This is a genomic window from Nocardia aurea, assembly GCF_003123685.1.
Classification (GTDB): domain Bacteria; phylum Actinomycetota; class Actinomycetes; order Mycobacteriales; family Mycobacteriaceae; genus Nocardia; species Nocardia aurea.
The window spans coordinates 202,714-224,979 of record NZ_QCYJ01000103.1 but is presented as its reverse complement, the minus strand read 5'-3'; the positions used below and the strand labels follow the sequence as shown (position 1 = coordinate 224,979).

Sequence of the window (22,266 nt, the reverse complement as noted above, 5' to 3'; positions counted from 1 at the left end):
GCCCAGACCGGGCTACCTGTCGACATGCGGCAGATCCGCTGTCCGGTCGCGCTCGGCGATATGTCGTCGGATCTCTGGTGGATCGCCGCCGATTTCCAGCGCAAGATCGCCCGCGGCAGTCCCGGCAGTCCGTCCCGCTGCCTCGAGCATGCTCACGAGTCGGTCAGGCTACGCGAAAGGTCGCGGTCGAGTTCCGATACGCGTGTACAGAGGCACCCGAAGTAGTCCCGCAGACGTCTGGGCGCGGCCGGTCTTCCAGATACCTCGACAACGGCTTGAGCGATCTTGATGAGCCCTGCGCGCAATGGGCCGATAAGGTGGTTGCCGACCAATTCGATGGCGAGCACCTCGTCCATCTTCGCGAACGCTCGGTCGAAATCACCGGTGTGCAGTCGGGCCACCACCTCGAGTGCCACGAGGACGTAGCGGTCGTACGGCGATGTGTCGATTGCTGCTAGTCGCGGCAAGAGGTCGTCGAGAATTTCCTGATAGTGCCCGTCGGCGGCGAGGTCGTTGACGCGAGCGATCAGGCCGTGAACGCTGGCGGAAAGGTGCGGATCGCGGGCTGCCAGTTCCTGGAACTGCGCGGCGAGTTGCTGGAGCTGGCGGGATACACGGTAGGTGGCGGTCCGGCTCAGCATCAGCGCCGAATCTGCGGCGAACGCGTACGAGGCCGCGCTATAGCTGGTACTCGGATCGTGCTCCGCGGCTCGTAGCATCGGAAGAAGCAACCGGGCGGCGGCGGCCACTGTGCCCGGCGGTGCCTTCGCATCGGACAGGTCGGCAACGATCCCGGACATGGCTATGGTCGCGATTCCGTGGGAGTAGGGCTTGTCGAGCACCAGTACCCGCCGACTGGCTTCCGTCGCCAGCATGATCGATTTGTCGAAGCGAGAGGTCGAGGCGTAACAGGTGCTCAGTTGGAGCATCATCAGTACCAGCGCGGTTTTGAAGGTGGCATCGTATGGCTCGATCAGCCGAGGAAGTGGCGAGAGCTGCTCGATGAGATCGAAAAGTGCAGACGCATGAACGCGAACTTGTTCCAGGGCGAAGTACTGCTCGTGCGCACGCATATATTTGAGCCACGAGATCATATGGTGCATCAGAACCGTTGCTTCGAGCTGAAATGCGCCCGGCGGTAGCTCGCCGAGATGAATTGTGCGAAGGATCTCGTGAACGAGTGGATGTATCGATATGGTGTCGCTGGCAGGTGACGATCGGCTGTAGCCATCAAGGTGCAGGATTCGGTGCGCGATGGTCTGCGTTCTGAGTACGCTCACCAGGCCCCGCGCGACAGCTCGGTCGGCCTCGCAGGGTATCGGCGGCTTTGCCAGATCGACTATTTGATCGGACGAGGCGGCGATCAAGAAATTCAGCGGAAGCAATTCCGGTGCCAGTAGAGAACTGTGGCGCAGAGTAGTCTTCGCGAGGTCGGCGTAGGGTGCGGCACTCTTTTTGCCGAGATTGCTGACCGCGTGGTGGACTGCTGCGAAGAGGGTTCGATCGTAGGGTGCGGGCACCGCGAGTTTATCTTCAAGGGCTTCCAAGGTTCGGAAGTAGTCGGGAGCAAGCTCGGCGAGGTCGCCTTCGACATTGCTGAAGTAGACCCCGGCCATGCTCACCGCCAACGGGATCCGTCCGAGACGCTCGACGATTTCGGTGACAACGCCCTCGATGCGCGCGATCTCGTGCTGCGGTATTCCCGCGTACTGAGTGAAACACGCTATTGCCTCAGCCTCAGTGAATGTCTTGACGTTGAAGACATGCTTATGCGGGCGCCAACCCAGGCTGTTCGTCGAAGTGACGATTACCGCCCCGTGTCCGACACTCGGGAGGTACTTGTCGATGTCGTGTCTGTCCTCGACGCCGTCGAAGACGACCAGCCACGGTCCACTGTGGCGCGCCAACGCCGTGGTGAAGGCAGCGGCGGCGTCGTCTTCCGGCGCTATGGTTGTGCTGGTGAGCTGCGCCGTCTGACGAGCGACGTCGAGCCTGATCATGTCTGTATCTCGACAGTTGATCCAGCATGTGAACTCGTAGCAGTTGTAGTAGATGTGGAAATAGTCCACGGCAACAGTTGTCTTCCCGCTGCCGGGCTGTCCAGTGAGGACACCGACCAGCGGTTCTCGAGTATCGGCGCCGATATGTAGGGCCGCGGCGAGGTCGTCGAGTATCTCGATTCTGGGCACTGTCGATTTCACGTTGGGGATCGATGCGATCGGTACTCCCCAGTCGAATCCACCTGCGAAGTGGGCGATCTGCGGATCCGGCATCGATAGCATCTTCACCAGGTCGGTCCCGCTTATCTCGCTGGGATGCCTGCCGCTCGCGGCGTCGGCGATATGGTGGCGCACGATCGGGCCCACCAGCCGACATGATGTCGCGCCCGGGCCGAGAGCGCGATCTCGGCGAAACTCCGCGATCAGCGCCGCGAGCTCGTGTTCCAGTTCATTGACATTGCGAGAATCCACACAGATCCGGGCACCGAGCAGCTCCGGCTCCGTCTGGTCGGCCCACGAGAACCACTGGCCGGGGTAGTCGATCTCGGAGATCGGTTCGGCACACGTCCGCTCGAGTGATGGCCGCAGCGGCCGGTTCGTCAGCAACACCGACGTTTCCGGTGCGGTGCCAGCGCTGAGGCGGCGCAACACTTTCCGCACTTCCGCACGCCCCATAGCGTTAGCCATGGGCTCCCGCGATGCCTTCACTTGTACACGGTGAACAACCACGCCATCGACCGCGATCGCGAAGTCGACGATATCGTCCAGGTCACCGTCTACCCCTGACGCTGCTGGCTCGACCGACAGTACAGTCCTGTCCACGAATGCTCTGTCGGCGCTCATAATTCGCAACGTGAACACCGCCGACACGAGGTACTGGTAGCTGAAGCCGAACGCCGCCCTCGCTCCACCATCGACAACCACAACCGGACAGTACTCCACCTGGCAACCGAGCAGCCATCAGTCATGCCAGCCGACCGACGCCGCTCCGACGCCGCTCCGACGCCAAATCGTCAGCAGCAATTGCCGTGAGGGCCAGCTCTTCGCTGGCACCGGACTCATCGGATTCCCCACCAATCGGCAACAATATCTCGACGCGGTGCGCACCGAGTTCAGCCTGTCGTGGCCGCAGGCGCGGTATGGGCTATGGCAGTCCTCGCGTGATCGATCTCCCGCAACTCAGCGGGTCGCACGCGCCCCGAGCAGCACGTCGCCCTGGAGCGACATGCCGCCGTGCCGTCGGACTTGCCGCCCTGGTTGTACGGGGCGGCGGTCGATCATGGTATCGCTGAGGGCGAGGTCGAGATCTATCCGAGTTCGGAGCCGAAGAAGCATTGGAATTCGGCGACTACGGCAGTGCCGCCCGCGGCGATCAGTCTTGAGGTCACGTTGGCGTCGGTAAGCGATGACCAGAGCGACGAGACCGGCGACAACGGTCAACGCGACGCCGGTGACGTCGATCTCGGCGGCCCACTTGCTCGCGTCGACGGGGTGATCCAACGCAGGAACCTGTACGCGACCGCCACCCCGAGCTCGGCAGTCAGGGCGAGCAGGACCGCGGGCAGCAATCTGATCCGGCCCGCACGGGCACCCGATAGCCGCGCGGGAATCCTTGCTCAGTCGCGCCCTGTGCGGCGTATTTCGTACGTGCCTGTGCGCGAACCGCGCTCACCTTCCCGGCCATCGCACGATTCTGGTCGATACGGCCGTCCTATCATCCGGTAGTCCAACGCCCGCCTTGCGAAGCACCGTCGCGCACCGGTTCGCCGGATGTAGATCCGGGGGCGCTGTCTGCCGAAACATCGCACACAGGGGACGCGCATCAGATGTCCGCACCCTCTCAACTCCGCTCACGCCGACCAAGTCACGTCCGATGCCGACACGAGATTCGGATATCCGCCAGATTTTCGCCCCTGCACAACGCGTTCCTGTGTGCGGTAGTCCCCTCTCGCGCACAGATCTTTGTCATTCGTGACAGATATTCGTGCAGTGTGCGCGAGGGCCCTTTATCCCAGGAGCCTGAGCTGCGATTTCACCTTCTGACCTGCACTTTTCGGTGGCACGTCTGCCATCTTCCGTCACTCCTGCCGTATCCCGGATGTTTGCTGGCGGAAGCGATTCGCGGTGATCGCGCCGGTCATCCCGCCGCGGTCGCCGTTGCAGGAACTCGTTTCAGGACCGCAGGTCACGAACCGCTCGGTCCGTCCCCGAAACGTGCACGTCCAGTACGGACTGTGCACCGTCGGCGCGGGCGGACGGATCGTGGACCGGTCCGTCTTCGGTGCCCTCGGCCGGCAGCCGGGCATCCGCCTGGAATTGACACATCTGGATGCCGGTGTATTGCTGGCTCGCCCGGTTCCCAGCGCAGACACTGCGTTCGCCGACGGCGGCTACTTCCGTGTCCCCTACCGGTTGCGCCGTCGGATCGGGCTCCTCATCGGTGACCGCGCACTACTGATCGCGCACCGCATCCACCATCAGCTGCTGATCCACCCACCAGCCGCACTCGACGAATTGTGCGCGGCCAGTCTCGCCTCGGTGAGCGAGGTCCGCCGATGACGGCCTCCAGCCCCTCGCCGGTCACGGCCGAGACCCTCGCCGCCGCACGGTTGCTGCTGACCCAGATGGGGATCTCCCCTGCCGATCTCGTCGCTCCCGGCACCGCGGTGCCGACCTTCGCCGAGGTCATCCCGAGGGTGCGGGCACGGCTGTCGCCGGGGACCCTGCGTACCTACGACACACACTTCACCCATCTGCTCACCCACTGCGCCGAGCGGCGCCTGGACGAACCGGAGAAGGCCGAGTTCGAGGACATGGCCCGCCGCATCCAAACCGAAGCCCGCACCAACCGGGCCTCGCGCGGCGGCACCGGCGCGGCAGAGAACTTCGTCAGCGCGCTGCGCTGTATCTACCGGTTCGCCGAGGACTCCGGGTGGATCCGCCCGGTCGACAACCCGGCCCGCCGTATCGCCCGCCCGACACGCCGTCCGTCACACCGGTACGCGATCGGATCGGATCAGCTGGCCGAGATCTGGACCGCCGCCGCGACCACCGGCGACGACCCCGACTTCGACGCGCTGGTACTGCGCCTGCACATCGAAACCGCGTGCCGCCGCAGCGGTTCCCTCACGTTGGGTCCGCACGACCTCGACCCAGACCAGTGCCTGATCTTCCTTCGGGAGAAGGACGGCAGCGACCGCTGGCAACCGGTGTCACCGACGTTGATGCGCGGCTTGATGGAACATACGGCCGAGCGCGGGAGCCCGCGCGCGGAGCAGTTGCTGCGCTACCACGACGGAAGACCGATCACTTCCCGCCGCTACGACCACATCTGGCACCGAATCGGTGAGGAACTGCCCTGGGCTGCAGCCCAGGGCGTCAGCATTCACTGGCTGCGCCACACCACCCTCACCTGGGTCGAACGCACCTTCAGCTACGCCGTGGCCCGCGAATACGCCGGACACCGCGGCAAAAACGCCGGCGTCACCGCCACCTACGTCAAAGCCCACCTACACGAGATCGCCGCCGCCCTGGCCGTTCTCACCGGCGAAACCCATCCGCTCGCCCCCGCCGTCCGCCACAACCGGCCCGACCGACCGCACGCCGAGCCCACGATCGAAGGACCCCGCTCATGACCGACCGCGCTTTCAACTCGTCCACGCGCACCGTGCGGACGTCGGATCCCGACGCGAACGCACCGAATTCGCGTGCGCACGGCTTCTTCTGGACGGTGCTCGCAGCGGCGGCCACGGTCAGTATCACCAGCAACGCCATACAAGCCCTCCTGCACGACACTCCATTGCCGGTCGTGGCCGCTGCGGTCGCGGTCATCCCGCCGCTGTCCTTGCTCGCCGCAGTCCACGGGGTGACAGTCCTCGCGCGTGCGCACACCGCAATCCGCGCCACACGGTGGGTGGCGACCGCGATGACCATCCTGATCGCCACCGGCGCGTTCTGGCTGTCGTTCACCGCGCTCCGGTCCCTGGCGATCACCGCCGGGATCCCTCGGGCGGAGGCGTGGCTGTGGCCCGTCATCATCGAAGGGTCCATGGCACAGGCCACCGTTGCACTGCTCGCCCTCGCACACTCTGGTCACGGAGAACACGGTGCACACGAAACCAACCAGGCGAACGGTATTGCGTCGCCGCTGGACGAGGAACCCGTGGCGGTCAGGGGTCTGACTGTTCAGACTCGATCGGTGGTGGCCGGTTCCGTGCACACGCCGACACCTGCATCCGAGGACGCAGGTCGAGACTTTTCGTCGGAGGCGGCGCGACTGTGCGCACGTGATCCAGGCAGGCGCCGCGACCCTGCCCTGGTCGCCAGAGCACTGACACACCATTATCTCGACGGCTGGAATCCCTCTCGAATTGCCACCGAGTTGAACAAGAGTCGCTCCACCATCAGTCGAATACCCAGCGACGCCGCCAGTCTTCACGCTCACGACGTCGATAAGCAGACAGTTTCTGTCCATGACAGTTACCACCGTCGGGGTGGGTGACTTAGCCAGCGCAGCCGATTTGGAGATCAACACCCCAGTTGGTACGAATTGACAATCGCTTCGGGCCGAGACGCACGCTCGGCCCGAAGCGTCCCCGGCAACCACGAAATCTTCGACACTCGGCCCGTCCTTGACGCGGCACAGCGGGAAGTGAGCGCCGGTCTGCTGTCGGCCAGCACGTGAATACTGGCGTGCCTTTGACATCGGTCGCTGACGATCGCGCCTACGCGACGCTGTGAGGTTCCGACTTATCTGCCCGGTAGCGGCTACTTGGTCAGGCAGCGAGAGCGTGGGCGCGGACACCTGGTGTGACTCATGCGCCAGTTGGGGGGCCGTTCGGGGCAGTCGCTACCTCCTCGGAGAGCGATGGTCCGCAATCGGCGCAGATCGGAGCGAACCTGCTGGGGCATACTCGGTCGACAACGAGATGCCCGACGATCACGACAGAACCCTTCACATCGCCCCCTCGCGCGACCGATGCACCTATCTCGACAGCGCTGGCCTTTATCCGGGTGTGTAGGGATGGTGCGACTCCAGAGTTTGGGCGAGGCGAAGGATCTTGCGTGCCTCCGCGGTGATGCTGGGATCGACACTGCGCTCGATGATCCGACCTGCTGCGTACACGATGCCCGCGCGCACACTGTCCCTCTCGCAGCCGGTGACCTCCGTTGAGCCGTCCATCAGCGCCTCCCGCGACCCATATACGCCTGCTGGTGACGACCCGAGCGTCACCCTCTAGTCGGAGTCTTCCAGGACTCGTGACCGGCTGGTTCAACGACCTTCCGTCGCCCGGGGACGGGCTTGCGGGCGAGGTATCCAACTGAGCCGCGATGGTGTGAGTTGTCACACAGGTTTCGGCTAGGACAGTCCTTGGTCGGGCTGGCCGCACTTGCGGTCTGCCGGATTCCCCGGACGAGACCCGCCGCCAATTACCAGCTATTTGCCGACTCACAGCCGTGATCGCAATCGCCAACAGGAGTACTCGCTCACGCACCGTCGAAAGGAAACAGACCATGCGTTACGTAGATTCGCGTTATCGACACAGCAGTTCTTCCGGTGTTCAATACGATTTGCCAGAGGTTTCATCGCAGGCAGCATCACCGCGCCGCCATGACTGCGCGGTGGCTATACCGGGAGATCCGCGGATGGATATCGATATCACCTGCCCGAGTTGTGGACGGCTCGATTGGGTGCAGAGTGTGCCCGCGTTGTGCTCGGGCGGGACCTCGGTCTCGATGGGGAGCGGATCGTATTCGGGCTTCGGAGTATCGGGTGGTGGGCTAGTGCCGGTGTTCGGCACCATGACCGTCGATCGGACTCGAACCACCGCGCTGGCCGACAGTTTCGCCCGCGAGCCCGATTGGAAGCCGACGCGGCGTTTGACGCGGGTGGGCTGGATGTTGCTGGTTCCCGCGTTCCTGATGTTCCTCGTTCTTGCTATCGGCACGGTAAGCGAAGAACCGGGCCGAGCCCAGATGTCGATGGCGGTGTCGGGGGTGTTCATGGTCGGGGTCTACGCCTCGCCGGGCTTGTTGACGCTCGCGGCTGCGCGGGGCCGACGCCGTCACAACAACCGGATCCTGCGTGGACGCCCGCACGCGCACGGGCTGTGGCGGGCCGGGTTCTATTGCCATCGGTGCGGGGCGGCGTTCTGGCCGTACTCGCCCGTGATGGGGGTCCCGGTGCGACAGCCGTTGTCACCGCAGCAGTTCCGTTGGCATGTCTGGCAGGTCGGCCGCTACAACGACACCCGATAGCCACCGAGCGATAGAGACTATCCGACAGGTTAACCCACACTCCGATCACCCGGCGCGGTCGTCGTCAGGTCGGCGGGTGTCGCACCAATCGGCTCGCCACACTGCACATTTCAGCACAGACTGGCGCTGTCGAGGGACACGCCGCCGATCATGGTTCGCGCACAGCCGATCTCGATGGTCGGCAGCGATGCCGGTGTCACCGCGATTGTTCGGTCCGTTCGGCGAGCACGGTGGCAGTCGGTGGTTGCGTGCCGTGTGTGTCGGCGTGTTTTTCCTCCGTCGGCTGTATCTGCTCGCGCGTGGTGTCGGTCTGTTCGGTGACCTCCGGCGGGGCAGGCGGGGCGGTGGCGTGTGTCCGGGCGAGGGTGATGAGTTGGCGGGCTTGTTTCGGGGTGATCTCGAGCAGATCGGCGACGTCGTCGTCGGTGTAGCCGGGCTGGTCACGAATGGTCATGGCCGCACTGGCTTGGTCGGCGCGCAGACTCGCGATCTGGGCGGCGGCTTCGTTTTCGATGACGCTGATCTGGCGGCGCAGTTCGGCGATCTCGGCGTCGCGTTTGGTCTCGCGCGCGGTGATCGCCTGCCAGCCGGACAGATAGCGGCGCACCGCTGCGGCGATCGCGCGATCGCGTTCGCGGGCAAGTTCCCGGCGACGGCGCACACGATCACGTGAACGTTGCACTCGTTGAGTCATTTCCGGTGACCGAGCCGTTCGCGTTGAGCGCGGCGGTCGACGTGTAGCCATAAGCTGACCTCCAACAACAGCCAGCCTGCTGATCCTCCGCCAAAGATGCTACTCCCCACGCAGCCGGAGGCGAATCTCCTGGGCCAACTGCTCGAGCGTCGGCTTGGGTGCGGTGGACTTCACCGACGCGCGAGGGCGCGGTCCGAAGTGTCACGCCTGCCGGGGCGGGCACGCCCCTCGCCTCACCCTGGTGGCTTGGCCGAGCTACCGATCTCCCGGCGCCGATCCGACCACACTCTCGACACGATTCCCCGTTACCTGCCATGGGGCGACCCGCTCGGAGTCGGCGCGCACCGCACTCGCCACACGGCTCTCACACGGGTCGAGCGAGAATTCGGCATACTCATTGCCCGCGCCTACGCCGGACACAGCCTCGGCAATCCAGGACACGGCTCGGCCACCTTCACATACGTCCGCGCGTCGTTGGTCGAGTTGGCTGAGGCGGTCTCGGTCCTCACCGGCGAAGCCCACCCCCTCGCACCCGCACAACATCACCCCCTGGCAGGACAGCCGCCGACTGGACAATCCGCCCCGAAAACGAGCTATGGTCAGCGCTATGAACACATCAAAGTTGCGCATTCGCCGCATCTTGTGTGTTGTTGAGGTGTAATTCCAACACTGCACGATGGCGAATCCGCTGCCTTCCGAGTGTTGGTTCACCCTAATGACACCGGATCGATCAGCCGCCGACCGAACCACGGCCGACTCCTCCACGCAGGGACACGCCGGTGAGCGACGTGATTCCCGCCCCGAGCCTCACGCCGCTCCCGGATCGAGCCCTCGGGACGGCGCGCAGCCAGCCTGTCGGCGCCCACACAGTGGGCGCGCAGTGGCGTGTCCCGCTGCTGCTGCCCGCACTCACCGCACCTCCGCCGGCGCCGCGACCCACCACCTACGACATCCGCCCGATCGATCGAGCGGGGCGCGTGATCAACAAGCCGTTGTTCGACGCGCTGGGTTGGTGCGCCGAACAACGCCTCGGTGTCCACGCGATACCCGGTGCCCTCGCCATCGCCGACTCTGTCGAGGGAGAACTGCATCTGGACAAGGACGGGCCACCTGCGGATACCGCTGCGCGTGCGCCGCCGCGCCGGCATCCGGACCGGAGACCGACTTCTCCTGGCCGCCGACACCCGCGGCCGCCGACTACTCGTCTTCCGCACAGTTGTGGGGGAACCTTGCGGGAACACTTGGTTTTCTCGGTAAATGGACGGAAGCGGTCTGCTACCTCTGTATGGAAGAGGCTTGCCTCGAAAACCTTCCCACCCGTGACGTCAGCGATCTGCGGATTCAGTCGTTCGCGGCCATGACACGTGCCCTCTACAAACTCGCTGACCATTCACATCATGACGCGCCCCTCATCGTGGAATACCTGGAGAGACTGATCGCGATGATTCCTGTAACTGCCAGCGAACACCCCGAGGCAACCGGCGCGTCAATCCTGGCCGCATCTCATACCGTGCGCGATCTGCTGTACGACGGTGCGAATCATCCAAGGTTGGAGGCTATTGCTGTAGCCTTGCGTGACTTTCAGCGGATAGTCCCGCCATCTGGGTAGGGCCCGCCCTATGCACCGGAAACGCTCGCAGGAAGCATTGCGTTTCAGCATGGTCACCCGAAACCCTTTGCATGACCAGCGGGGTCGAGGTGAATACGAAGTCGTGTCGCGCTCAGATCGCCCATTCCAGGAAAAGCTGGTGATCACACTGTGGTCGGGTGTTGTTGAAACGTGTCCATGGTGACTTCGCCGAGCTGGTCGGCGTTGTCGCATTCGGCGTTGAGGGTAGCGACCAACGCAAGCGCGTGACCGCCCAACGCGTCCTCGACGAGCGGGCGCTGCCGCAGCTGCGGAACCCGCAGTGCCTGGTGGACTTCGGCAGCCAACGATTCGATGCCGCGTTGGCGTGAGTTTGGCACCAGCGGCCGGGGTCGGGCGAGCGCGAGCAGTTGGCGCGCCTCGGGGCTGGCGAGGTTGGTCACCCCGCCGCGACGGTATGCGGCGAGGAACCCTAGATAGTACTCGCGTAGAAGTGACCGCAGTTCCTGAAGGGCTCTGGTGCGACGCCTGACCGAGTCCTGGGCGGCGCGAGCCAAGACCGCGATAGTCCGAGCGAGCTCGCTATCGGCAGGCAGTGCCCGGTGGGCATGGGCGTCGGTCTGCAGGATGTTCGCCAGAACCATCGCGTCGGCATGGTCGGACTTCTTGCGGGAGACGGTGTTGCGTTCACGGTAGCGAACGACGGCCATCGGGTTGATCGCGTAGATCGCGCGTCCGGTCTCCCGCAGCGCGGCGACCAGAAGATCGCGTGTGGTCTCGATGGCGACTGGGATCGGATCCTCACGGCTGTCGCCTGCGTCGGCAAGCAAACGACATCAACTCGGCGAATCCGTCGGCGGATTCCGCGATTCGCCGCTTGGCCACCAGCTTGCCCTCGGTGTCGACCAGAGCGATATCGTGATGCCGTTCGGCCCAGCTGTCCCAATCCGGTCAGGCGCACTACCGGGTACGCCGGATTGCTCGCCCGCGAATCCCTCTCGAAAGGCCCACCCGTATGCCACTGAGGTGGGATGTGAGCGCTCTCGCGTCCGCTTAGCGTCGTAGATGTCGTCGACGGCCGGTATCGGCCGTGTCGACTCGGTAGGCGCAGCTTTAGGAGAGTCCATGGGACGAGTACCCGACGAGGTCAGACTGCACGAACTCGACTTGGTGTGGCAGAACATCTTCACATGGGCCAGTTGGGCCGTGGCCATCACGATGTTGATCATCGCGATCCGGATGTGTGCCCGGCAGCGGACGCCGTTCTATGTGATGGCCTGGCTCGCGGCCGGTGTCGCGGCATTCGCCGAACCGCTCTACGACGTGGCTTTCGACCTCTGGTTCTACGACGTGCACGACGGACAGCCCGGCGCTATGCAGTCGCATTTCACGGCCTTCGGTGTTGTGCAGCCGAACTGGACCCACAGCGGATACATCATCCTGTACGCGAGCGCGTGCTTGTATGCCGGGCGTCGCATGTACGAGGGGCGCCTCGGGCGGCAAGGACTGTTCGTGGTGTGGGGTATCGAGGTTCTCAGTTCGTGTGTGTTCGAGATGATCGGGACCGGCACCAACGTCTATACGTACTACGGGCCCTACGAACTGCGTATCTGGAACTATCCGCTGGTGATCGGGGTCTTGGAAGGCACCCAGGTCGTGTTGTTCACCGTACTGGCGGTTGCGATCTGGCGACGCGTGTCGACGCCCTGGGGACTAGCAGGCCTGCTCATGGCCTTCCCGATCACAATGTTCGGCGCCAACTTCGGCCTCGGCGCACCCCTCATTATCGCCCTGCACTTGAACGAACCTTCGTTCTCCAGCGGGTTGGTATGGACAGCAACGTTTTTCACGCTCGCACTGTGCGTCGTCGCGGTCAACGGCGCGCATCGATTCCTCCCCGGTCCGCGACAGGCCGCGAACCCCGACGGAGTCCCGATTCGAAGTAGTGCGTCGACTGTGGCGTGACACGGTGAGGAGGTCTCATGTGACGGCCGAAGGTTGGCTTCCATCGGAAGGGGATGTGCAGCTGCGCATCTGGCTGGCTGGCGTAGGCTTCAACTACGCCATCACCGCGCAGGCGGCACGGCATGTGATCGAGGATTGGGCGCCAAGCAGTGGTGCACACTGGAATTGATACGCGCAGCCGCCGATGATCTTCGGCGGCTGCCTCGCCTCCCGTGTGAGCGGCTGTTTCTGGGACCGTGACAGCGGCAGACAAATGGTTCCAGCGGCACGGCAGTCACGAGTCCTGCAGGCGACGTGACCGGATTCGGCTCCACGATCATCGAGCGGAGCCGCAGTGATTGCGGCGTCCAGTGCGAAGTAGACCGCGGATCCGACCTCGTCCCTGGCCAGTCTGGCCGCCGCCGGTGCGGGTTACCGTTCCGCCGACGCCGGCCTCTGCCGCAGGTACGGATGTACGGTGCTCGAATCCGGGCGAGCGTTCGCGCTGACACTTGCCTCGAGCGGTGATATCGGGAACAGACGCCCCCACCCGGATGGCCTAGTCGGCTATCGAAGGAAGAGTATCAGCGGACGATCGCGCATCAACACAGAATTACTACTGCTTGGCGACATGCCCCTTCCAGTACAATATTGGCTGTTCAGAGCGATTCTATCCGACCTCTACGTTCAAAGAGGTCGGAATTAGTCAACAGCCAATAACATGGGTGGGGGCGGTCGCGCCCGAGAAGCGGAGGTTTTGCCATCACCGAGCAGATGACCGACGAGGCCGAGCCTCCCGCCCGGGTCAGGGATCCGGCGCGGAAGGTGCGGATCCTGCATGCCGCTGCGGACTTGGTAGCCAGACGCGGTTTTCATTCGGTCTCCATGGCCGACATCGGAGGCGCGGCGGGGATCACCGGTTCGGGGATCTATCGGCATTTCGACAGCAAATCCGCGGTGCTGGTCGCTCTGTTCGATCACGCGATCGACAATCTGCTCCACGACCAGGAGCGCATCGTCGAATCCGTTCCGGACCTGCGGCAGGCACTGCACCGCCTGGTCGACGGACAGGTCGAATTCGTGGTGGCCGATCGCGAGCTGGCGCAGGTGTACCACAACGAGATCAACAATCTGCCCGAAGAAGACAGGCGCCGACTACGTCGCAAGCAGCGAATGTATCTGGAGGAGTGGGTTCACCTGCTGGGCGAACTCCGCGACGATCTCACCGACGGTGAGGCGCGCGCCGTGGTCCACGCCTCGATCGGCGCCATCCAGTCGACGTTGTTCCACAACACGGGCCTGCCCGGCGATCAGCTGCGTCGGATTCTCACCACCGCGGCAGTTGCTGTTCTCGCGGTCTGAGCCTCACCCTGCGAGGAGGGCGCGCGCTGTGTCATTCCACACGGCGATATGCGGATCTTTCGCGGGCTCGCGTGGGTCGAATCCGTAAGTCATCGAGACACCGCGCATGCTCGACAGAAGGACATCGACGGTGTGTCGATACAACGGGCGAGCTGCCCATACCGGTCCGAACATGATTTCGATCGTTTCGTAGATCGTATTCTGCAATTGGCGTTCGGCCGGGTGCAGCGCCTCTCGTAGCGTCTGGTTGTGCCGCGCGGCGAGCCAAAGCTCCACCGACGCCCAGAAGAACGGCTGATCGAAGTTCTTCCACATCTGCTCGATCGCTTGGTCGATGCGCTCGTAGGCTGCGGCGTCGGCGGTGATCGTCGCACCCACTTCTTGGCGTAGTTCAGCCACTCGCCCGGCCGCCAGATGCTGTACCGCACCGACGAGCAGCTCGTCGCGGGAAGGATAGTGGTGCAGCAGGCGACCTCTCGAGATTCCGGCGAGTTCTTGGATCCGCACTGTCGAGGCACCCGCGTAGCCGTAGCGCACCAGACATTGAACCGCCGCGTCGAGGATCTGCTGACGGCTGATCCGGCTGCGCTGCTCCTGTCGTTGAAGGTAGTCCTGCGCTCCGGTGCCGGTCATGGCGTCGATAGTAGTGCCCCGAACAGCGGGACACAGTCAGCCCTGACCGCGGACCTGGATGTCGGACGCCGATCAGGTGTCCGACCTACACGAAGTAGCTACAGTCAGTATTGACCGTAGATCGGTGACTGCGCTACCGTCGAGGCGGCCACAATCCGTCGTGGCCACCGATCACGCACCCGGAGTGGATGATTCACCATCCACCAGTCCGGCGATTCACCGCGGCCGAGCGACACCCCCATCCGTCCTCGGCCGAAGCGAGGAGACCCATGCCGAATCAGGCGATCGTGTACGAAGCCATCCGCACACCACGGGGCAAAGGTAAGAACGGCGCACTGCACAGCGTCAAACCGGTCGATCTCGTCGTCGGACTGATCGAGGAGATCAAGGTCCGCTTCCCCGATCTCGATCCGGCCGCCATCGATGATCTGGTGCTCGGCGTCGTTACCCCTGTGGGTGACCAGGGGGGAAATCTCGCCAAGGCCGCCGCCTTGGTCGCAGGTCTGCCGCATTCGGTCGCGGGTGTCCAGGTCAACCGCTTCTGCGCCTCGGGACTCGAGGCCACCAACCTCGCCGCACAGAAGGTACGTTCGGGATTCGAATCCTTGGTGCTTGCCGGCGGCGTCGAATCGATGTCCCGAGTTCCACTGGGAACCGACGGCGGTCCCCTGTTCAACGATCCCACCACCGCCCACGATCTGCATTTCGTCCCGCAGGGGATCGGCGCCGACCTCATCGCGACGATCGAGGGGTTCTCCCGCGAAGAGGTTGACGCCTATGCCGTCAGATCCCAGCAGCGCGCCGAATCAGCTTGGTCGGGAGGATATTTCGCCAAATCGGTGGTGCCGGTCACCGATTTCAACGGCTTCACCGTGCTCGATCACGACGAGCACCGCCGTCCCGGTACCACCGTCGAATCCCTCGCGAAGCTGCGGCCCTCGTTCGCCGCGCTCGGCGCGGCCGGATTCGACGCCGTCGCGTCTCAGAAATATCCTTTCGTCGAACGCATCGACCACGTCCATCACGGCGGCAACAGTTCCGGCATCGTCGATGGGGCCGCGCTGGTCCTGATCGGAGACGAAGCAGTCGGCCCGCGCTTCGGCCTGACGCCACGCGCCCGCATCGTCGCGACCGCGGTGTCCGGCGCCGACCCCACCATCATGCTGACCGGCCCCCGCCCCGCCACCGAGAAGGCGCTCGCCGTCGCGGGACTGACACTCGACGACATCGACCTGTTCGAACTGAACGAGGCCTTCGCCTCGGTGGTCCTGAAATTCCAGAAGGACCTGCACATCCCCGACGAGAAGCTCAACGTCAACGGCGGCGCGATCGCCATGGGCCACCCCCTCGGCGCGACCGGGGCCATGCTCGTCGGCACCGCCATCGATGAACTCGAACGCCGCGGCCAACGGCGCGCACTGGTCACCCTGTGCGTAGGCGGCGGCATCGGAATCGCGACCATCCTCGAACTGATCTGAGCGGGAACGGAATTCGAACCATGACCCATTCATCCACTATTCGCTGGCAGCGTGACGACGACGATATCGTCGTACTCACCCTCGACGATCCCGCGGCCTCGGCCAACACCATGAACGACGAGTTCCACCGCTCGCTCACCGCGACCCTGGACCGGCTGGAAACCGAACGCGACACCCTGCGCGGGGTGGTGCTCACCTCGGCGAAGAAGACATTCTTCGCCGGCGGCAACCTCGCGGATCTCATCGCCGCCACCCCCGCCGACGCGGCGCGCTTCCGCGACCTGTGCGACGGCATCAAACTCGAACTGCGGCGCCTCGAGACCCTCGGCCGACCCGTGGTCGCGGCGCTCGGCGGCGCAGCGCTCGGCGGCGGGCTCGAGCTCGCTCTGGCCACCCATCATCGCGTCGCCGTGGCAGACGGTGTGATCGTCGGATTACCCGAGGTCGGGCTGGGACTGCTGCCCGGTGTCGGTGGCATCGTGCGCACGGTGCGACTGTTGGGCATGCGGCGCGCGCTCGACGAGGTGCTGCTGTCCGGCGCCCGCTTCGATACCCGAAAAGCCTTGAAGACCGGACTGATCGACGCGACGGTTCCGACCGCCGCCGATCTGATCCCCGCCGCGAAGTCCTGGATCAGGGACAATCCCGAGCCTGTTCAGCCCTGGGATGCCCCCGGGTACAGCATTCCCGGGGGTACACCGTCCGATCCGGCGGTCGTGGCGATACTTCCGGCGCTGACCGCGAAGTTACGAGCCGACTCCAGAGGAGCGCCGGTTCCCGCGCCACGAGCGATCCTGGCCGCCGCAGTGGAGGGCGCGCAGGTGGATCTCGAAACGGCAGCGCGTATCGAGACCCGGTACTTCCTGCCACTGGTAACCGGCCCGATCGCCAAGAATATGATCCAGTCGGCCTTCTTCGACATCCAGACCGTCCGCAGCGGAGCCAGCAGACCCGACGCGATCGCCCCGTACCGGGCCACCAAGGTCGGCATCCTCGGCGCGGGCATGATGGGAGCGGCGCTGGCCTACGTCTGCGCCCGCGCCGGTCTCGATGTGGTTCTCCGAGATGTCACCACCGACGCCGCGCTGCGCGGTAAGCAATACTCCGAAGCGCTCGAGGCCAAGGCGTTGTCTCGCGGGGCGACCACCGAGGAGAAATCGAAGCAACTGCTCGACCGTATCGTCGCGACCGCGAACGTCCAGGATCTGGCGGGCGTCGACTTCGTCATCGAAGCGGTGTTCGAGAACATCGAACTCAAACAGCAGGTTTTCCGGGAAATCCAGGACATCGTCGCACCCGACGCCGTTCTCGGATCGAACACCTCCACACTGCCGATCACGACGCTGGCCGAGGGCGTGCGACGACAGGAGGACTTCATCGGGGTGCATTTCTTCTCACCGGTCGACAAGATGCCATTGGTCGAGATCATCACCGGGAAGAACACCTCGCAGTCCACCCTGGCCAAGGCCTTCGATTTCAGTAGACAGATCGGCAAGACGCCGATCGTCGTCGGCGACAGCCGCGGATTCTTCACCAGTCGCGTGATCATGACCTTCCTCGACGAGGCCACCGCCGCACTCGGCGAAGGCGTCGATCCCGCGGTCATCGAGCAAGCGGGGGCTCAAGCCGGATACCCGGCCCCGCCGCTGCAACTGTTGGACGAACTCACACTGACTTTGCCCAGGAAGATTCGTGAGGAGAAACGGGCCGCGGTGACAGCGGCGGGCGGCGAGTGGATCGCGCACGGCTCCGAAGCGGTGGTGGACCGAATGATCGACGGGTTCGGGCGTGGTGGTCGCTCGACCGGCGGCGGGTTCTACGACTACGACGAATCCGGTCGCCGACGCGGTTTGTGGCCGGGTCTGCGTGAATCGTTCGGCGCCGGCACCGACACCCCACTGCGTGACCTGCGCGAACGCATGCTGTTCGCCGAGGCGCTCGAAACCGTGCGCTGCTTCGACGAGGGCGTGCTGACCTCGGTGGCCGATGCCAATATCGGCTCTCTGTACGGCATCGGATTCCCTGCCTGGACCGGCGGCGTCATCCAGTACATCAACGGATATGAAGGCGGCACAGCGGGATTCGTGGCGAGATCCCGCGAACTCGCCCGACGGTACGGGCCTCGATTCACCGTTCCCGAATCGCTGGTAGCGGCGGCCGAACGCGGCGAACCGTACCGGTGAACGCGACGGTCACAGCGGCGCCAGCACCTCGCTGACGAACGCCCTCGGCAACGACGAAGCGTGGCCGGGGGCATCGACCATACCCCGTAGCAGGTCTCGCGCCGATGGATCGCCGAACCGCAGCAGCCCGACAAGCCCCAGCTCGGCGCAACGGCGTACCGCGACCAGCAATATCTGCTCGGCTTCGTCGCGCTCGCCCGACGCGATACAGGACACCGCCAGCAGCAGTCCCACGCGCAGCGCCGCCCGGGGCCGGGGCATCGACTCGATATGCTCGACCAATGCCGTCGATCGCACGCGGGCCTGCTCGGACGCGGTGATCGAGCCGCGTGAGAGCAGGCCCCGTATGGCCGCCTCCTCCTCGAGTTCGGCGGTGCGCAGGGCGATACCGTCGGCACCGTCGAGGGGCACCGGTTTACTCGAAGGGCTGGTGTCGGGTAGTGGGATTCCCGCCACGAAGCTGTCGTCGACCAGGTAGGCCGTGAGGCGAGGCAGCGACAGTTCCTTCGCCAGGCGCAGGCCGTCGAGCAGTCGTTGCCGGGCCGTGTCGAGGTCGCCGCGTATGGCCTTGACACGTGCACCGGTCCCGTAGGTGGCGGCCATGGAATCGACCACGCCGCCCTCACCTCCGAGGACGTAGCCCTCGTCGAGCAATCGCTCGGCCTCATCGATCTCACCCAGGTCGAACAGCAGATCACCCAGCAGCGCTCCGGCGATCCGGGCACTGTGGGAATGAGTACGGCCACCCCGCCGCGTCACCTGTACAGCCGTGCGAAAACTGCGCTCCGCCTTCTCGACATCGAGTTGTTCGTTGAAGGCCACTCCATCGAAGCAGTGCCCGTACATGACACTGAACGGCCCGCTCGTTCGGCGGTGGTAGGTGGCTGCCCACTGTTCGATTCGGTGGGCCTCGGCATAGTCGAAGTGCTGGATCGCGACGAACATCGCCATGTCCGCGGCAGCGGTCACCACCCAGGGGTGCAAGGACTCCGGGCGCGCCGAACACGGCTCGAGCAGCTCGCTCACACCGTCGATCCGATCGGCCGTGACACGCACCGCCGCGTCGAGTACCTGGGCCTCGGCTTCGAGCGCCACCGATCGCAGCGGTTGCGCGGCCAGCAGCGACCGGACCTGCCCCATGGCCGTCTCGGCCTGCTCCCGGTGCTGGAGAAGCAGGCCGGCCCAGGCGGTGGTGATCTGTAGTCGCAGGCTGGACTGCACCGTTTCGGGCGGGAGTTTCGCGATCAATCCGGGCAGAATCGCCATCCGGGACTGTTCCAGTAGTCGCACGCCGCCGTTTTCGACCAGTTCGACAGCCCGCGCCTGGTCGCCCGCGGCCACCGCGTGATCGACGGCTTCGCTGAGTAGATCGTGATCGGCGAACCATCGCGAGGCGCTGCGGTGCAGGTCGGTGATCTGTTCCGGGTGCTCACGAGCGAGGCGCTGGCGCAAGAAGTCGGCGAACATGTGGTGATAGCGCACCCATCCCGGAGCCGAATCGTCGCGGCCGAGGAACAGGTCCCTCGCCTGGACCTCGGCCAGCATCGCGGCCCCGTCGCCCGTACCGGACAACGCGCAGGCCAGGTCGGCGGACAGTCGTTCGGTGATCGAAGTGCGCAGGATGAACGTGCGCACACGTGGTTCCAAGCCGTCCAAGACATTCTCGGCGAGGAAGTTGGCGATGGCCCGATCGCTGCCGGAGATTCGTCCGATAAGCTTCCTCGGCTCCTCACAGTCACGCAATGACAGCGCTGCCAATTGCATCGCGGCCACCCAGCCGTCAGTCGATTCGGTCAGCTGGGTGATATCGGCGGGATCGAGGGCGAGACCGCCCGCGCCTTCGAAGAACAGCCGCGCCTCGGAGGGAGTGAAACGCAGCGTATCGGCCCCGATATCGACCAGTTCGTCGTGTACGCGCATCGCGCTCAGGGGCAATCCGGTGCAGTCACGGCTGTTCACGACGATTCGCAAGTGGTGGCAGCCGCGCTCGAGCAGATAGCCCAGCACCGCGACAGCGCGGTGATCGACGACACGGTGCCAGTCATCGATCACCAATACGACATCCTCACCGCCGTGGTGGATTTCGTTGATCAGTGTGGTCAGCACGTACGGTTCGGCACTGTCGCCGTGCAGGTCGAGAATTCGGCTCAACGGCTCGGCCAGGGACGGCAACGCCTGGCCCAGCGCTTGCGCGAGATGCGCGAGGAACCACACCGCGTTGTTGTCGTCGCGGTCGACACTGATCCAGGCGACCGGCACGCCGTCGGCGACCAACCGCGACCGCCACTGCGCGGTGAGTGTGCTTTTGCCGAATCCGGCGGGCGCGTGAATGACGGTCAGCCGACGGCGACGGCCCGCGCGCAGCGCTTCGATCAGTCTGTCGCGCATCACCAGCGATCGACTCGGCACCGGAGGCCGGAATTTGGTCAACGCGGCAGGCGGTGCGGACTGAGCTCGCCGAGTTTCGACCTGCGGCGTCGCGGACCGACTCGGTCGAGGATCGTCTGGCTCGTCGCCGGTTTCCACGGGCAGGTTCATTCGGTCGCTTACGAGGCCGTGTAGCTGCTGTATCTCGGCCAGACGGCTCCCCAGCGCCTGCGCGGACGGATACCGCTCAGGAGGATGCTCCGACATGGCGCGCTCGATCGCGCGACACAGCTCATCCGGTATGTCTCGTTCGCGCAGATCCGGAACAGGTTCGGACATGATGCGCAAGAACTGCGTCACCACCTTCTCACCCACTCGCCGCTCGAACGCCGCGTGCCCGGTCATCAGACAGAACAGGGTGGCGCCCAGACTGTACACATCGGAGGCCACGGTCGGCGCGCGCCCTCTCAGCACCTCCGGCGCCGTGAATGCCGGAGAACCGGTGATGACCCCCGTACTCGTCACGAAACCGCCCGACACATGAGCGATCCCGAAATCGGTCAATTCCGGCTCACCGTATTCGGTGGTCAGAATATTGCCCGGCTTCACATCCCGATGCAGCACCTCCCGACGATGCGCCGCCTCCAATGCGCCCGCTATCTTCACGCCCACCCGAAGCGCTTCGCCCCATGGCAACGGTCCGTCGCGTTCGATGCTGTCCTGCAACGACTTCCGCGGATGGAACGGCATCACGATATAGGGCCTGCCCGCCGTCAGGACACCACTGAACAGGATGCTGACGATATTCGGATGCCCGGACAGTTTCCCCATCGCGCGCTGTTCACGCAGGAAACGTTCCAGATGCTCGGCCTCCAGATCCGCCGTCAACACCTTGACCGCGACGGTCCGGTCCAGCGCTGGCTGCTCACAGCGGAAGACCACACCGAACCCGCCGCGCCCGATCTCGACGGCGTCGTCGAAACCCGCCGCGTCCAGATCGGTGGCTATCAGACCGGTGAGATCACCTTCCGTACGCGACAGGCCGTCGTCGACCATCAGCCGAACCCAACTCCCGACCACCTACCCCGTTGCGGTACCTCGCACGACGGGGTACCCGATCAACGTCCAGCATATGCACAGCATACGCGGATAGGCTGGTCACAACACCCGATTTCGACCGCGTACAGCGATCGTGGCATATCACGGGCTAACTTCTCCGGATCACTCGTGGAGCGGCATAGCGGCGGCGTAACCACCTTTGTGATATAGCAAGGGTGCGTGCAGCCCAGCGCCGTCTTCGTCCCAGTGCACGCGCACGACCCGACAGATCACCAGGACCGAGTCGCCTGCGGGGATCAACTGATGGACCCGCCCGTGAATCCATGTCGGCGTGCCATGCAGAACCGGCTCACCGGTATCGAGTGGGGACCACAGCGATTCATCGGCGAAGCGTTCGTCGGCGCTGCGGGAAAAGCGTTGGGCCAGCGGCGATTGATGGGCGCCGAGCAGGTGGATCACCACCGATTCGGCGACTTCGAGCGCGCCGATGCTCGAGGAGGTGCAGGTGATGTTGAACGACACCAGCGGCGGATCCAGCGACAGCGATGCGAAGGACGTCGCGGTGAATCCGACCGGCCGACCTCGAGAGTTCAGAGTCACGATGGTGACCCCTGCGGGATGTCGCCGCAGAGCCGCTCGATACTCGACAGCGCTCACGTTCTGGAAACGATCCGGCCGAGCTGACGGCTCGCCGGACATC

Annotated in this window: 18 protein-coding genes; 10 read left to right on the top strand and 8 right to left on the bottom strand. The window is 64.7% G+C overall.

The window, feature by feature from the left end; translation table 11 throughout:
• Positions 1-12 precede the first annotated feature (12 nt).
• Positions 13-156: a hypothetical protein gene (locus DAT37_RS44205; protein ID WP_157978617.1), complete on the bottom strand. Its 144-nt coding sequence runs from the start codon at positions 154-156 to the stop codon at positions 13-15.
• Complete coding sequence (locus DAT37_RS22185) at positions 153-2,924, bottom strand: NB-ARC domain-containing protein (protein WP_157978616.1); 2,772 nt, start codon at positions 2,922-2,924, stop codon at positions 153-155. The genes DAT37_RS44205 and DAT37_RS22185 overlap by 4 nt, the downstream gene beginning before the upstream one ends.
• Positions 2,925-4,124: 1,200 nt before the next feature.
• Here DAT37_RS22185 and DAT37_RS22175 point away from each other — a divergent pair.
• From DAT37_RS22175 to DAT37_RS22165, 3 genes are read left to right on the top strand one after another with little or no spacing between them, the layout of a single operon-like run.
• A complete protein-coding gene (locus DAT37_RS22175; RefSeq protein ID WP_109526753.1) occupies positions 4,125-4,559 on the top strand; it encodes a hypothetical protein in 435 nt (144 codons plus the stop codon).
• Positions 4,556-5,635, top strand: a complete 1,080-nt coding sequence (locus DAT37_RS22170; RefSeq protein ID WP_109526752.1) for a tyrosine-type recombinase/integrase — start codon at positions 4,556-4,558, stop codon at positions 5,633-5,635. The genes DAT37_RS22175 and DAT37_RS22170 overlap by 4 nt, the downstream gene beginning before the upstream one ends.
• Entirely contained in the window at positions 5,632-6,501 is an 870-nt protein-coding gene (locus DAT37_RS22165) for a DUF2637 domain-containing protein (RefSeq protein WP_109526751.1), read from the top strand. The genes DAT37_RS22170 and DAT37_RS22165 overlap by 4 nt, the downstream gene beginning before the upstream one ends.
• A gap of 504 nt (positions 6,502-7,005) precedes the next feature.
• Here the strand turns inward: DAT37_RS22165 and DAT37_RS44200 are convergent.
• Entirely contained in the window at positions 7,006-7,182 is a 177-nt protein-coding gene (locus DAT37_RS44200) for a hypothetical protein (protein ID WP_157978615.1), read from the bottom strand.
• 620 nt (positions 7,183-7,802) lie between these two features.
• Between DAT37_RS44200 and DAT37_RS22160 the strand changes: the two genes are divergently transcribed.
• Positions 7,803-8,258: a hypothetical protein gene (locus DAT37_RS22160; protein ID WP_157978614.1), complete on the top strand. Its 456-nt coding sequence runs from the start codon at positions 7,803-7,805 to the stop codon at positions 8,256-8,258.
• Positions 8,259-8,454: 196 nt separating this feature from the next.
• Here the strand turns inward: DAT37_RS22160 and DAT37_RS22155 are convergent, their stop codons facing one another.
• A complete protein-coding gene (locus DAT37_RS22155; protein WP_157978613.1) occupies positions 8,455-8,940 on the bottom strand; it encodes a hypothetical protein in 486 nt (161 codons plus the stop codon).
• Between the two features lie 1,297 nt (positions 8,941-10,237).
• Here DAT37_RS22155 and DAT37_RS22140 point away from each other — a divergent pair.
• Positions 10,238-10,561: a hypothetical protein gene (locus DAT37_RS22140; protein WP_109526746.1), complete on the top strand. Its 324-nt coding sequence runs from the start codon at positions 10,238-10,240 to the stop codon at positions 10,559-10,561.
• Positions 10,562-10,704: 143 nt separating this feature from the next.
• On the opposite strand, the gene DAT37_RS22135 is transcribed toward DAT37_RS22140, so the two are convergent.
• A complete protein-coding gene (locus DAT37_RS22135; RefSeq protein ID WP_109526745.1) occupies positions 10,705-11,370 on the bottom strand; it encodes an IS110 family transposase in 666 nt (221 codons plus the stop codon).
• 295 nt (positions 11,371-11,665) lie between these two features.
• Here DAT37_RS22135 and DAT37_RS22130 point away from each other — a divergent pair, with 295 nt between their 5' ends.
• From DAT37_RS22130 to DAT37_RS22125, 3 genes are all read left to right on the top strand, one after another.
• Complete coding sequence (locus DAT37_RS22130) at positions 11,666-12,505, top strand: hypothetical protein (protein ID WP_109526744.1); 840 nt, start codon at positions 11,666-11,668, stop codon at positions 12,503-12,505.
• 19 nt (positions 12,506-12,524) lie between these two features.
• Positions 12,525-12,674 (top strand): hypothetical protein, encoded by a 150-nt coding sequence (locus DAT37_RS44195; RefSeq protein ID WP_157978612.1) that lies wholly within the window; start codon positions 12,525-12,527, stop codon positions 12,672-12,674.
• Between the two features lie 584 nt (positions 12,675-13,258).
• On the top strand, positions 13,259-13,846 hold the full coding sequence (locus DAT37_RS22125; protein WP_109526743.1) for a TetR/AcrR family transcriptional regulator: 588 nt from the start codon (positions 13,259-13,261) through the stop codon (positions 13,844-13,846).
• A 3-nt stretch (positions 13,847-13,849) separates the two neighbouring features.
• Here the strand turns inward: DAT37_RS22125 and DAT37_RS22120 are convergent, their stop codons facing one another.
• On the bottom strand, positions 13,850-14,479 hold the full coding sequence (locus tag DAT37_RS22120; protein WP_232839923.1) for a TetR/AcrR family transcriptional regulator: 630 nt from the start codon (positions 14,477-14,479) through the stop codon (positions 13,850-13,852).
• Positions 14,480-14,748: 269 nt separating this feature from the next.
• Here DAT37_RS22120 and DAT37_RS22115 point away from each other — a divergent pair, with 269 nt between their 5' ends.
• Both DAT37_RS22115 and DAT37_RS22110 read left to right on the top strand, forming a co-directional pair.
• Positions 14,749-15,957 carry an acetyl-CoA C-acetyltransferase gene (locus tag DAT37_RS22115; RefSeq protein WP_109526741.1) on the top strand — a complete coding sequence of 403 codons (1,209 nt, stop codon included), beginning with the start codon at positions 14,749-14,751 and terminating at the stop codon, positions 15,955-15,957.
• Between the two features lie 20 nt (positions 15,958-15,977).
• On the top strand, positions 15,978-18,140 hold the full coding sequence (locus DAT37_RS22110; RefSeq protein ID WP_109526740.1) for a 3-hydroxyacyl-CoA dehydrogenase NAD-binding domain-containing protein: 2,163 nt from the start codon (positions 15,978-15,980) through the stop codon (positions 18,138-18,140).
• 9 nt (positions 18,141-18,149) lie between these two features.
• Here the strand turns inward: DAT37_RS22110 and DAT37_RS22105 are convergent, their stop codons facing one another.
• Together DAT37_RS22105 and DAT37_RS22100 are read right to left on the bottom strand one after the other, a co-directional pair.
• Positions 18,150-21,563, bottom strand: coding sequence for a serine/threonine-protein kinase (locus DAT37_RS22105; protein WP_109526739.1), 3,414 nt, complete (start codon positions 21,561-21,563; stop codon positions 18,150-18,152).
• Positions 21,564-21,728: 165 nt separating this feature from the next.
• Positions 21,729-22,265: a flavin reductase family protein gene (locus DAT37_RS22100; protein WP_232839922.1), complete on the bottom strand. Its 537-nt coding sequence runs from the start codon at positions 22,263-22,265 to the stop codon at positions 21,729-21,731.
• Between the last annotated feature and the right edge of the window lies 1 nt (position 22,266).